Here is a 13307-nt window from a genome sequence, read left to right on the forward strand (position 1 = left end):
ATGCCCGCGTTTGGGACACGGGCATTGTCATTTGTCCTGTTGAAACGAATGAGAGGCGGATGGCCGGAAAAAATCCGGCCACCGCACTCTCGCTATTTCAGCTCAAAAAGATCCGTGCGCTTCGGTAAGATTTGGACTTACAGGGAGCGCTGGATCGTCTCCACGCGGTAACACTCGATCACGTCACCGGCGCGCATGTCGTGGTAGTTCTCGAAGGCCATGCCGCATTCCTGACCGGACTGGACTTCCTTCACTTCGTCCTTGAAGCGCTTCAGCGTCGACAGCTTGCCTTCGTGCACGACGACGTTGTCGCGGATCAGGCGCACATTGGCGCCGCGTTCCACGGTGCCGTCGGTGACGCGGCAGCCGGCGACCTTGCCGACCTTGGAGATGTTGAAGATCTCCAGGATCGCGGCATTGCCCAGCATGGTTTCGCGCAAGGTCGGCGCGAGCAGGCCGCTCATGGCCTTCTTCACGTCGTCCACGAGGTCGTAGATGATGTTGTAGTAGCGGATCTCGATGCCGTTGCGCTTGGCGGCCGCAGCGGCCTCCTTGTTGGCACGAACCGAGAAGCCGATGATCGCGGCGTTGAAGCCTTCCGCGAGCGTCACGTCGGATTCCGAGATGCCGCCGACACCGGCATGCAGGATGCGCGCGGCGACTTCGTCGGTGCCGAGCTTCTCCAGCGAGCCGAGGATCGCTTCCAGCGAACCCTGCACGTCGGCCTTGATGATCAGCGGGAATTCCTTGCGGCCCGCGGTCTTCAACTGCGACATCATCTGCTCGAGCGAGCCGCGCATGCCGGAGATCGAGGCAGCCGCGTTCTCGCGCTTCTGGTGCGCGCGGTAGCTGGTGACCTGGCGGGCGCGGGCTTCGTTCTCGACCACGGCGAGACGATCGCCGGCTTCCGGCGGACCGTTGAAGCCGAGCACCTCGACCGGCACCGAAGGACCCGCCTCCTGCACCGTGTCGCCCTGATCCGAGATCAGCGCGCGGACGCGGCCCATTTCGGCGCCGGCGACGATGATGTCTCCGACACGGAGCGTGCCGCGCTGAACCAGCACGGTCGCGACCGGACCACGGCCGCGGTCGAGCTTGGCCTCGATCACGGTGCCTTCGGCCGGGCGATCCGAATTGGTCTTGAGGTCGAGAATGTCGGCCTGGAGCGCGATCATCTCGAGCAGCTTGTCGAGATTGGTCTTGTTCTTGGCGGACACTTCGACGTCGACGACTTCGCCGCCGAAGGATTCCACCTGCACCTCGTGCTGGAGCAGCTCGGTGCGCACGCGCTCTGGCTTGGCGTCGGGCTTGTCGATCTTGTTGATGGCAACGATGATCGGCACCCGCGCCGCCTTGGCGTGGTTGATGGCTTCGATCGTCTGCGGCATGACGCCGTCATCGGCCGCAACCACCAGCACGACGATGTCGGTCACCTTGGCGCCGCGGGCGCGCATTGCGGTGAACGCGGCGTGGCCGGGCGTGTCGATGAAGGTGATCTTCTTGCCGCTTTCGGGCGACAGCACCTGATAGGCGCCGATATGCTGGGTGATGCCGCCGGCTTCGCCGGAGACGACGTTGGCATGGCGGAGCGCGTCGAGCAGCGAGGTCTTGCCGTGGTCGACGTGGCCCATCACGGTCACCACAGGTGAACGCGTCTCGGTGTCGGTGGAATCCTCGATCGCGTCGAACAGGCCTTCTTCAACGTCGGACGCGGCAACGCGCTTGACGGTGTGACCCAGCTCTTCGGCGATCAGCTGCGCGGTGTCGGCGTCGATCACGTCGGTGATCTTGTGCATCGCGCCCTGCTTCATCAGCATGCGGATGACGTCGACCGCACGCTCGGCCATGCGGTTGGCGAGCTCCTGGATCGTGATCGCTTCCGGAATGATCACCTCGCGGATGAGCTTTTCCTTCGGCTCGTTCGCGGCATGGCCCTTCAGGCGCTGGGTGCGGCGGCGGAACGAGGCGATCGAGCGCTCGCGGACGTCGTCGGCATTGAATGCGGTGACGACCGTCAGGCGGCCGCGCTCCTTCTGCGGGCCGGGCTTGTGGGTGGGCTTGGGGGCTACCACAGGCCGCGCAGCGCCGCCGGGGCCGCGGCGGATCTGGCGCGGACCCTCGTCCTCGTCCGGTCCGGCTGCGACAGCGGGGGCGCGGCCCACCGGGCCTCCCGGCCGCTGCGTGGTCGTTCCAGGCCTCGCCGTCGTCGTTCCGGGGCGGGCCGTGGTGGTCGTCCCGGGCCGGGCCGCAGGTGCTCCGGGCCGCGGTGCAGGAGCAGCCGAGGCCGTCGCTGCAGGGCGCGCCGCGGATTGCGGTTGCTCGCCTTCGCCAAAGCGCTTCTTGGCCTCGGTTTCGGCCTTGCGCCGGGCTTCCTCTTCGTGGCGGTGACGCTCATCCTCGGCCTTGCGGCGGGCTTCGGCGGCCTCGCGCTCGGCGCGCTCGGCGTTTTCGCGGACAGCGCGGCGCTGGGCCTCTTCCTCGGCATGGCGGCGCTCTTCGACTTCGCGCACCTTGGCATCGGCCAGCGCGCTGGCGCGGGCGGAACGTTCGTCCTCGGTCAGCGTACGCAGCACCACGCCGGATCCGGCGTTGCGCGGCTGGGCGGGCGGGGCGGGGCGAGACGGCGCTGGCGCAGCCGGTGCCGGCTTTGCAACAACCGTGGGCGCCTGCGGCTCGGGGCTGCCGTCGATCCGGCGCTTGCCGCGCTTCTCGACCACGACCTGCTTGCTGCGGCCATGGCTGAAGCTCTGGCGCACAGTGCCCGTTTCGACGCGCGGCTTGAGCGATAGCGTCTTGCTCGGAACGCTCAGCTTCTTGTCGTCAGGGGTCTTGGTATCAACCATTCAGCAGTCCTAATCCTGATCTGTTAGCGTTGTGCGTTGCCGCACCGTCCTATCGGGTCGTCGTTGTCTCTCAGAAATCCTGGCCGGGCTTTTCGGCAGTCTTGTCAGCGTCCGCCATCCGGTATCGGACCAGCATCTGGCTACGTGACAGGAATGACTTGCTCGCCGGGCCCGCGAGCAGGGCAGCATGTATCACATTTGACCGGGTAAGTGCCAAATCCAATTCTATCGATTTCAGTGCGGTAACGACGGGAATCTGCGGCTTGCCACCGCGATTTCCGCCGCTTTGACGCGCCAGCGTGTCCAATTTGCGGATTCCGTCCGCGGCCCCCTCGCTGGCGTGGATCAGGACCTCGACCGTGCCTTCCCGAAGCGCGCTTTCGACCTTGCCGAAGCCGGCCACGATCTGGCCCGCCTTGGCGGCAATCCCAAGGGCTTCGGTCACGCTCCGAACCAGAAGCGCCTCGATATCGGCGGGAAGCGTCTGGGGAATGCGCAACTCGCGCTTGAAGGCCCTACCAAAATGGTGACGCCGCACGGCTTCCGCAACCACCTCGCGCGAGGCGGTGACCCACATGCCGCGTCCCGGCAGCTTGCGCTTGAGATCGGGAACTATATCGCCTTGGGGCGAGACGACGAAGCGGATCAGTTCGTCGATCGGCCGGACCTCGCGGCTGACCGCGCACATCCGCATGGTCGCGGACCTTTCGGTCCGCGGGCCATTGTCGAGATCGTGGTCAGTATCTGCGAGCATCCGAGCGGCATTCTCCTTTGCCCTTAAGCCGGCTGATCTTCAGCCGCCTCAGCCTCTTCGGCCGGCTTGGCCAAGTCAGCCTCGGTGATCCAGCCGGCCTTGACGCGCGCCTGCATGATCATGGCTTCCGCATCGTCGCGGGAGACGTCGAGACCATCGAGCGCGCCGGCGAACTTGGTCTGCTCGCCGCCTTCCTTGCGCTCGGTCCAGCCGACCAGATCGTCGGTGGCGCAGCCGGCGAGGTCGTCGACGGTCTTGATGTCGTTCTCGCCGAACTTCACCAGCATCTTGGAGGTGACGCCGGGCACGTCCTTGACGGCGTCCTCGACACCGAGCTCCTTGCGCTTGGCTTCGATCTCGGCTTCCTGCTGCTCGAGATATTCGCGGGCACGGTTCTGGAGCTCCTGCGCGGTCTCCTCGTCGAAGCCCTCGATGCCTGCGAGTTCCTTGAGGTCCACCATCGCGAGTTCCTCGACCGAGGTGAAGCCTTCGGACGCCAGCAATTGGCCGACGACTTCGTCGACATTGAGCGATTCCATGAAGACTCGGGTGGAATTCTCGAAGTCGGCCTGGCGGCGCTCCGATTCCTCCTGCTCGGTCAGGATGTCGATGTCCCAGCCGGTGAGCTGCGAGGCCAGACGCACGTTCTGGCCGCGGCGGCCGATTGCCAGCGAGAGCTGGTTGTTGGTGTCGGGCACGACGACCTCGATGCGCTCGCGGTCCTCGTCGATGACGACCTTGGAGACTTCGGCCGGCGCCAGCGCGTTGACCACGAAGGTCGCGATGTCGGGCGACCAGGGGATGATGTCGATCTTCTCGCCCTGCAATTCGTTCACCACCGCCTGCACGCGCGAGCCGCGCATGCCGACGCAGGCGCCGACCGGATCGACCGAAGAATCGCGGGAAATCACGCCGATTTTCGCGCGCGAGCCGGGATCGCGGGCGACCGCCTTGATCTCGACGATGCCGTCATAGATCTCGGGCACCTCCTGCGCGAACAGTTTCGCCATGAACTGGGGATGGGTGCGGGACAGGAAGATCTGCGGGCCGCGGGTCTCGCGGCGGACGTCGAAGATGTAGGCGCGGACGCGGTCGCCGTTGCGGAACACTTCGCGCGGCAGCATCTCGTCGCGGCGGATGATGGCCTCGCCGCGGCCGAGGTCGACGATCACGCTGCCATATTCGACGCGCTTGACCACGCCGTTGACGATGTCGCCGATGCGGTCCTTGAATTCCTGATATTGCCGGTCACGCTCGGCCTCGCGCACCTTCTGCACGATCACCTGCTTGGCCGATTGCGCGGCGATGCGGCCGTATTCCAGCGGCGGCAGGGTGTCGGCGATGGTGTCGCCGACCTGGGCGCCGGGATTGGCGCGCTGCGCATCCACCAGCGAGATCTGGTTCGAGTGGTTTTCGACCTTCTCGACCACCAGCATGTGGCGCGACAGCCGCAGCTCGCCCTTCTTCGGGTCGATCTCGGCGTGAACGTCAGTTTCGCTGCCGTAACGTGCCCGGGCCGCCTTGGCGATGGCGTCCTCCATCGCCGCGATGACGATGCCGCGGTCGATCGATTTCTCGCGCGCGACGGCATCGGCGATCTGGAGCAGTTCAAGTCGATTGGCGCTGACTGCCATGGCTAGTCTCCTTCGTCAGGCTCGATCTCGCCCCGTCGCGCGCGTTCGGCGGCCAGGCGATGCTTCTTTGTGTTGGTCGGGGCCGGCTTCTTCTTCGGCTTGGTGTTCTTGGTGATCTTCGCGCTGATCTCCGCGTGCGGCGCAGCCGGCGGCTCCAGCCCGAGATCGCGGCGCATCTTGCGCTCCTCGGCCTTGCCGCGGCGCATGGATTCCGCGATCAGCTCGTCGGTGAGCACGAGCCGTGCCTCGCCGATGTCTTCCATGGTCAGGAGAACGTCGGGACTATCGCCCGCCTTGACGTCCTCGCGATGCAGGTGCACGCGGTCGCCTTCGACGGCACCGAGCGTGCCGCGGAACCGCTTCCGTCCCTCATGGGCGACGGCCATGTCGATCTTCACCAGATAGCCGTAATAACGCTCGAAATCGGAGCGCCGCACCAGCGGGCGGTCGATCCCCGGCGAGGAGATTTCCAGCCGATAGGCGCGATCGATCGGGTCGGCGACGTCGAGCACCGGCGACAGCGCCCGCGAAATCGCCTCGCAATCCTCGAGTTGCATCGAACCGTCCGGCCGCTCGGCCATGATCTGCACGGTGCAGCCGGATTCCGCCGAAATGCGGATCCGCACCAGACGGTAGCCCATGCCCTCGAGCACCGGGCCTGCGACCGCGGACACCCGTGCCGCCACGCCCGGCTCGACCACGAGCCTCGGCTCTGCCAGCAATTCGGCATCCGTGGAACCAAGGTTCGGTTCGGTCATATCAGAGGTCAAGGCGCTCGTTGGATAAGGCTTGGGTTAAGGCTTGGTTAAGACTTTGAAAGCCCGCTGCGGAACTTTCCCGACAGCGCGTCGGCTGCATCTCCCACCAAGCCGCGTTCAGGTAATAAAAAAGAGCGGGTCCTTTCGGGCCCACTCTCACTACGCGGATCGTATGAGAAGATGAATTGGCGCTGATATAGCCCTTTCCGCCCTCCCGGACAAGGCCCATCGCAGGGCGGGCGAGGCTTTTTGCGTCCGGTCCGCGGCCCCTCGCGCAACGCTTCCTTCACCTCCGGGGGCCTAAATTCCCCGATCGTGGGGCGGCTTGGACCAAGGGCGCACCCGCGGCGTGCCCTGTACGAGTTTGCGTTTTCATGACCGTTGCCACGTCGCTCATTCCCGGACTGGACGATATCGTCAAACGCGGCGACCCGCGGCGGCGCGGCGAGATCGCGAGCGCGATCGCCCAATTGTTCTTCCAGGACGCCGAGAAGCTCCGTCCCGATCTCGTCGATCTCTTCGACAATCTGCTGATCGATCTCGTCCCGCATGCCGAGCTCGCCTCGCGCGTCGATCTCGCCGAACGCTTCTCGCGCCTGAACAACGCGCCGCGGCATCTGGTGAGCCAGCTCGCGCGTGAAAACGAGATCATGGTGGCTGGCCCCGTGCTGCGCCATTCGCCCGTGCTCGACGACGCCGCTCTCGTCGAGATCGCGCGGCTGAAGGGCCAGGGCCATCTGCTGGCGATGACCGAGCGCCCCCTGCTGTCCGCTGTCGTCACCGACGTGCTGGTCGAGCGCGGCGATCGCGACGTGGTGCGCCGCGCCGCGGGCAATGCCGGCGCGGCGTTCTCGCCCGATGGTTATTCCGAGCTGATCAAGCGCGCCGCGCAGGACGGCGTGCTGACGCTCAGGATCGGCCAGCGCAACGATCTCTCCGGCGAGCACCTGAAACAGCTTCTCGACGGCACACTCGACGTCATCCGCCGCCGCCTCTCGAGCGTGGTCAATCCCGCGCGCCAGGTCGAGATCAAGCGCGCCATGGCGGCGATCGAGGAGGCGGCACTGCCGCCGGGGCCGCGCCGCGATTTCTCCGCGGCACAGCGCACGGTGCTGGCCTTGCATCGCGGCGGCCATCTCGGCGAGAGCGCGCTGCTCAGCTTCGCCAAGGCGCACAAATACGAGGAGTCCATCGCCTCGCTCTCGGCGATGTCCGGCGTCCGCCTCTCGGTTCTCGACCGCCTGATCGCCGGTGACCGCTACGATCCGATTCTGGTTCTGGGTCGCGTGCTGAATCTCGGCTGGCCGACGGTGCGCGCACTGATCCTGATGTGGTACGGCCCGAATCGCACGCCAGCCGATGCCGATATCGAGCAGGCGCGCGTGAACTTCACGCGCCTGATGCCGGCCACTGCCGAGCGCGTCGTGAATTTCTGGCGCAACCGGCAGACGATCTAGAGCCGCTTGAATCGCAGATAGGCCGCCTTGCGGCCCTCGCGTGCAGCCTTCCGGCCGTAGCGCGTCATGGTGTAGCCGGCCCATGGCTGCCGGAAATCGTCGGCGCGCTCCGCCAGCCAGACGAAATCCACCGAGCGCGCCAGATGCGACAGCGTCCAGGCGCAGTAATCGTCGATGTCGCAGACGAAACGGAATTCGCCGCCGGCTTTCAGCACGCGCGCCATCGCGGCGATGGTCCGGTCCTGGACGAAGCGCCGCTTCCAGTGCCGCCGTTTCGGCCAGGGATCGGGATGGATCAGGTCGATCCGCGACAGCGAGGCTTTGGGCAGCCAGGCCAGGAGCTCGGCGGCATCGCCTGCGAACAGGCGGATGTTGCCGATGTTGGTCGCCTCGATCTGCGCGAGGATTTTCGCCATGCCGTTGACATAGGGCTCGCAGCCGATGAAGCCGGTCGTGGAGAAGCTCTGCGCTTCGGCCGCAAGATGCTCGCCGCCGCCAAAGCCGATCTCGAGCCGCACATCGTCCGCCGCGGGATCGAAGATCTCGCCGGCATTCGCCGGCGCCTCACCGTCGATGTCGAGCGCGAGATGCGGCAGCAGATGATCGATCAGCTCGGCCTGATGCTGCCGCAGCTTGTGGCCCTTGCGGCGCCCGAAAAAGGCGCGCTCGCTGTCGTCGCGATCGGGATCCGATTTGCGTTCGATCATCGCAGCGTCTGGTAGAGGCGATGGAGCAGCCGCGCCCGCGGCGCGAGCGACGAGACATAGAGCTGCTCATAATGGGTGTGGGCGCCCTTGCCGTCGACGCCGAGCCCGTCGAGCGTCGCGGTGTGCGCGGCTGTGAAATTGCCGTCCGAGCCGCCGCCGGTGTGGGTGTCGACCAGCTCGAAGCCGATCTCGGTGGCGAGCGTCTTCGCATGCTCGTACAGCGAGGCGCCGGCATTGCTCTTCTCGTAAGGCGGACGATTGAGCCCGCCCGTGACACTGACGGTGACGCCATCCGTCTTCGACGTCAGGGCGAGAATCCTGCCGACGAATTCGTCCGCGTCCTCAAGGCTCAGCACGCGCAGGTCGATTTCGGCATGGGCTTCTTCCGGCGTCACGTTGGGCCGCGTGCCGCCGCGCACCACGCCGACATTGACGGTAACGCCGCGGGCCGGATCGTTCATCGCTTCGAGCGCCAGGATGACATTGGCAAGCTCGCGGATCGCACTGCGGCCGTCCTCGGGCCGCGTGCCGGCATGTGCGGGCACGCCTTTGATGAAGACCTCGAATCGCCCGACACCCTTGCGGCCGGTGACGATCTTGCCGCCGTCGCGCGCCGGCTCCGTCACCAGCACATATTTGGCCTTGCGGCCTTCCGTCTCGATCAGTGTGCGTGAGGTGGGGCTGCCGATCTCCTCGTCGGAGGTGAACAGGTGGGTGATGCCGAGCGGCGAGCGATCGGCGGTGGCGCAGAGCGCACCAAAGGCATGATGTGCGATGTAGGCGCCGCCCTTCATGTCGTAGATGCCCGGACCGAACGCGCTGTCGCCTTCGACCTTGAACGGCAGGCGCGTGATGAATCCCATCGGATGGACGGTATCGAGGTGGCTCAGCACGAGGATGCCCGGCCGGTCCTGGCCCCAGGTCGAGCGCACCACGAGATGATCGCCGCAGCCATCGACGCCGGCGACACGCTCGAGCGTGACAGGCAGATCGCGGTATTGCTCCGCGACCACGGAGATCAGCTTGTTGACCTGTTCAGGCGAGTCCGTCGGCGTCTCGATCTCGACCCAGCTGCGGATGCCATCGAGAATAGTTTGGGAATCGAACCAATTGGAGCTGATCATGAGTGCATCTGTGCCCTTGTATCGCATCATCGGAGCGGATGCGCATCAAAACGCGGCCGCAAATGACGACATAGGCCAGATTTGACGCAGTCTCAAATCGGATTGAGACGGGCGTCAGCGTTTGTCGGGACCTTCGCGGGCCGCGATCTGCTCGACGAGATCGACGATCGAGCGGCGCATCTTCGAATCGGTGATTCGGGTGAACGCCTTGGTCAAAGCAAGACCTTCGGAAGTCGCGAGGAAGTCCGAGACATAGGAGGGCGATGCGCCTTCGGCGAAGCCGTCCGGGCCGGCCACGCCGCTAGGCCCGCCTTCGAACAGGAACGACACCGGCACCTGGAGTATCTCGGCGATCTGCTGGATACGGCTCGCACCGACCCGGTTCGTGCCCTTCTCATATTTCTGGATCTGCTGGAAAGTCAGGCCCAAAGCTTCACCGAGCTTTTCCTGGCTCATGCCCAACATGATGCGGCGCATTCGCACGCGGCTGCCGACATATTTGTCAACAGGGTTGGGCGCTTTCGACATTTCCTCAGCCTCCAAACACCACCTTCGGCGCAATCATCAGGAATGCCTCGGGTGTCAGCATCGTCAAAATCAGACCCTGTTATTGGGAAACATTGCGGAGAAATTTAGCAATGCCCACTGTCTTTTGCAGCCGGCGCAGAATGAGGAGGCCGCGTGCAGTCTGTCAACCGTGGGACTACGGTTGTCAAAGGATTCCGGTCGCCTCGACCGAAAACCGCTAGCGAGGTGTGATCACGGATGCCGTTTGGCAACACGTCGCCGTACCGCCAGAAGCACAGCCAGCGCGACGAGCATGGCTGCGGGGATGTCGCCCACCCTTGCATAGACGGTCGGCGGGATTGCGGCGGGCAGACTTGCATCCAAAATGCCTTCGACGCCGAGGCCGAGGCTGGCAACGGTTCGTCCCACCGGATCGATCACCGCCGAGACGCCGGTATTGGCGGAGCGCACCAGTGGAAGTCCGAGCTCGATCGCGCGCATCCGCGCCTGCTCGAGATGCTGATAGGGACCGGTCGAAATGCCGAACCAACCGTCATTGGTGAGGTTCACGATCCAGCCCGGACGCTCGTTGCGCCCGGCAACCTCGCCGGGAAAAATTGCCTCGTAGCAGATCAGCGGCAGCGCGCTGGGCGCGCCCGGCACTGGAAGCGCGTGCCGCACGGTGCCGGGAATGAAGCCGCCGCGCACGCGCGTCAGTTGCTCGAAGCCGAGCTTCTCCATCAGGTCCTGGTAGGGAAGGAATTCGCCGAACGGCACGAGATGCAACTTGTCGTAGACCGCGAGCACGCTGCCGTCGTGGTCGATCACGTAGATCGAATTATAGGCGCGCGTGATCGGCGTGCCCCGCGGCAGGTCGGGCGCGCGGACCGAGCCCGTGATCAGCACTGTGCCCTTGGGCAGAAGCTCGGCGATTTGCGCCATCACGTCCGCTTCGCGGGTCAGGAAGAACGGAAAGGCGGATTCCGGCCAGATCAGGATGGTGGCATCGCGCACGCCGGTCGATTGCGGCCCGGAGGCGCGGTCCGACAGCGCCAGATATTTCTTCATCACCTCCGCCTTGGCGGCGTAGTTGAATTTCGCGTCCTGCTGGAGGTCCGGCTGCATCAGGCGCAGCTTGGTGCCCGCGACCATCGTGGTCGGATGCAGCGACAGGCGGATCGCGCCGAAGATGCCCATGACGAGCAGGAGCGCAATCGCAGCGGCCGGAGCGCGCCACGCCGGGCGGCGATCAGGCGTGCGGTCGATCAGCGCCGCGGGGCTCGCGAAGATCGCAACGCTGAGGAACGTCATGCCCCACAGGCCGATCAGCGAGGCCGTCTGCGCCAGCGGCAGCGGCTCGGACAAGGCGTAGCCGAAGGCATTCCAGGGAAAGCCGGTCAGCGCGTGACCGCGCAGCCATTCGGCGATGGTGAGGCTTGCGGCGAGCGCCAGAATGCGCGTGGCATCCTTGGTCCAGAGCAGGCGGGCGAGCGCAAATCCGATCGCCGTGAAGATCGAGAGATAGGCCGGCAGGCCAAGCACGGCGAACGGCGTCAGCCAGGCGAATGTATCGGCATCGACGAAGAAGGCGTAGCCGATCCAGTAGAGGCCGGGGACGAAATAGCCGAGCCCGAACCAGTAGCCGGTCAGCGCCGCGGCAGGAATGCCGCGGTATCGTCCAGCACCGGCACCGTCGATCAGCCAGACCAGCACCGGGAGCGTGATGAACAGCACCGGGAAGATGTTGAACGGCGCCAGCGCCAGCACCGACAGCGCGCCGGCGGCCATGGCGATGACGGCGCGCTTCCATCCCCAGGTGAGGATGACGGCAAGCGCTATCTGCCGAAATCGCTGGAACGGGCTCACTGCGGACCGGTCCCGTCGCTTGGCGGGGTGGGCGTGTCGCTGGCCGCCGGTTGACTGCCATCCGGCGTAACCTCGCGGCGGCGGCTCTCGCGCTGGGTGCGCGGCGCGGGACGCTCCTTCCGCGTCGAGATCCGCAGCCGCTTGACGCGGCGCGGATCGGCATCGAGCACCTCGACCTCGTAATGGCCGGGGCCGGAGATGACTTCGCCGCGCACCGGCAGACGCCCGACGAAGCTGACGAGATAGCCGCCCAGCGTCTCCACTTCCTCGCCGGCCTCGCCGGTGACGAAATCCTCGCCGATCACGGTGCGGACGTCGTCGAGGCTGGCGCGCGCATCGGCGATGAAGGCGTTGTCGGGCAGCCGTACGATCGAGGGCGGCTCGTCGCTGTCATGTTCGTCGTCGATCTCGCCGACGATCTGCTCGACGATGTCCTCCAGCGAAACCAGCCCGTCGCTGCCGCCATATTCGTCGACCACCAGCGCCAGATGAATGCGCGTGGCCTGCATCTGCGCGAGCAGGTCGATCGCCCGCATCGACGGCGGCACGTAGAGCAGCTTGCGGATGATGCGCGCATCCTGAAGCGGCAGCGCCAGATCGACCGTACGCAGATCGAGACCGGCCGGCAGCGGCTTCTTGCGCTTGGTCTTCGTGGCCTCCGACACGCGGGCACGCGCGGTCATGAAGGCGAGCAGATCGCGGATGTGGACGATGCCGACGGGATCATCGAGCGTCTCGTTGTAGACCACGAGGCGCGAATGGCCGGCGCTCTCGAACCGGTCCATCAACTCACCAAGCGGGATGTCGCGCTTCACCGCGATGATGTCGGCGCGATGCACCATGACGTCGGCGATGCGGCGCTCGTGCAGGCCGAGGATGTTGCGCAGCATGGTGCGCTCGACGGTCGAGAAGCCGGTGTCGTCGGGCGTCGTGGCGTCCAGCACGACCTGGAGGTCGTCGCGGACCGATCCCGCCTTCCAGCCGAACAGCGTGCGGATGGCACGCAGCAGCCAGCCTTCCGCGGTCGGGCGCGTCATCTCGCCCGGCGTCACCACGGCCGGCAGATTGGCCGTGTTGCGCGGATTGTCGTGGATCGGTTCGGAATCCGGCATCTCAGTGCGTCCCCGCGCGGTCGGCATAGGGATCGGGGATGCCGAGATGAGCCAGGATCTCCCGTTCGAGGGCTTCCATCTCCTCGGCGTCGCCGTCGTTCTCGTGGTCATAGCCGACCAGATGCAGGAAACCGTGCACGGCGAGATGGCTCAAATGATGATCGAACGGCTTCTGCTCCTCGTCCGCCTCGCGCCGCATGGTCTCGTACGCGATCGCGATGTCGCCGAGCATGCGCGGCGCGTCGCCCGGCTTCCATTCGCCTTCCGGCTGAAGCGCGGGAAACGACAGCACATTGGTCGGCTTGTCGATGCCGCGCCAGTTGCTGTTGAGCGTGCGGATGCCGGAATCATCGGTCAGCATTACAGCCACTTCCGCCTCCGCGACGTCTGCATCGACACTCTCTGCGGCGGCCGCAACGGCGCGCTGGATCACGGCTTCGGAATCGGGCTCACGCTGCCAGCAATCGGCGACGACGAGGACCTCGGTGATGGGAAGGTTGGGGTGTGACATTCTCTTTGTTCGGAACGAAAAGGCGCCTGCGTCC

11 protein-coding genes are annotated in these 13307 nt (G+C 65.7%); 1 reads left to right on the forward strand and 10 read right to left on the reverse strand.

Annotated elements, in window-relative coordinates:
* Positions 1–137: 137 nt before the first annotated feature.
* The 4 genes from infB to rimP form a co-directional block, all read right to left on the reverse strand.
* Positions 138–2843 (reverse strand): translation initiation factor IF-2, encoded by a 2706-nt coding sequence (gene infB, locus JQ572_RS15525; RefSeq protein ID WP_211383899.1) that lies wholly within the window; start codon positions 2841–2843, stop codon positions 138–140.
* 70 nt (positions 2844–2913) lie between these two features.
* Positions 2914–3597 (reverse strand): RNA-binding protein, encoded by a 684-nt coding sequence (locus JQ572_RS15530; protein WP_211383900.1) that lies wholly within the window; start codon positions 3595–3597, stop codon positions 2914–2916.
* A gap of 23 nt (positions 3598–3620) precedes the next feature.
* Positions 3621–5231, reverse strand: coding sequence for a transcription termination factor NusA (nusA, locus tag JQ572_RS15535; protein WP_211383901.1), 1611 nt, complete (start codon positions 5229–5231; stop codon positions 3621–3623).
* Between the two features lie 2 nt (positions 5232–5233).
* Entirely contained in the window at positions 5234–5989 is a 756-nt protein-coding gene (rimP, locus tag JQ572_RS15540; protein ID WP_211383902.1) for a ribosome maturation factor RimP, read from the reverse strand.
* A gap of 374 nt (positions 5990–6363) precedes the next feature.
* On the opposite strand from rimP, the gene JQ572_RS15545 reads away from it, so the two are divergent.
* Positions 6364–7446 (forward strand): DUF2336 domain-containing protein, encoded by a 1083-nt coding sequence (locus tag JQ572_RS15545; RefSeq protein WP_211383903.1) that lies wholly within the window; start codon positions 6364–6366, stop codon positions 7444–7446.
* Here the strand turns inward: JQ572_RS15545 and trmB are convergent.
* From trmB to ybeY, 6 genes are all read right to left on the reverse strand, one after another.
* Positions 7443–8153, reverse strand: a complete 711-nt coding sequence (gene trmB / locus JQ572_RS15550) for a tRNA (guanosine(46)-N7)-methyltransferase TrmB (RefSeq protein WP_211383904.1) — start codon at positions 8151–8153, stop codon at positions 7443–7445. The genes JQ572_RS15545 and trmB overlap by 4 nt on opposite strands.
* The gene (locus JQ572_RS15555) at positions 8150–9307 is read right to left on the reverse strand and encodes a M20 family metallopeptidase (RefSeq protein WP_211383905.1); all 1158 of its coding nucleotides are present in this window, start codon (positions 9305–9307) and stop codon (positions 8150–8152) included. Before JQ572_RS15555 ends, trmB begins: the two co-directional genes overlap by 4 nt.
* A gap of 84 nt (positions 9308–9391) precedes the next feature.
* Positions 9392–9805 (reverse strand): helix-turn-helix domain-containing protein, encoded by a 414-nt coding sequence (locus JQ572_RS15560; protein WP_008131807.1) that lies wholly within the window; start codon positions 9803–9805, stop codon positions 9392–9394.
* Positions 9806–10036: 231 nt separating this feature from the next.
* On the reverse strand, positions 10037–11650 hold the full coding sequence (gene lnt / locus JQ572_RS15565) for an apolipoprotein N-acyltransferase (protein WP_211383906.1): 1614 nt from the start codon (positions 11648–11650) through the stop codon (positions 10037–10039).
* Complete coding sequence (locus JQ572_RS15570; protein ID WP_249129069.1) at positions 11647–12762, reverse strand: hemolysin family protein; 1116 nt, start codon at positions 12760–12762, stop codon at positions 11647–11649. Before JQ572_RS15570 ends, lnt begins: the two co-directional genes overlap by 4 nt.
* 1 nt (position 12763) lies before the next feature.
* Positions 12764–13273 carry an rRNA maturation RNase YbeY gene (gene ybeY / locus JQ572_RS15575; protein WP_211383908.1) on the reverse strand — a complete coding sequence of 170 codons (510 nt, stop codon included), beginning with the start codon at positions 13271–13273 and terminating at the stop codon, positions 12764–12766.
* Positions 13274–13307: the final 34 nt, after the last annotated feature.

It is taken from the genome of Bradyrhizobium sp. SZCCT0153, assembly GCF_018129995.1.
GTDB classification, from domain to species: Bacteria; Pseudomonadota; Alphaproteobacteria; order Rhizobiales; family Xanthobacteraceae; genus Bradyrhizobium; species Bradyrhizobium japonicum_G.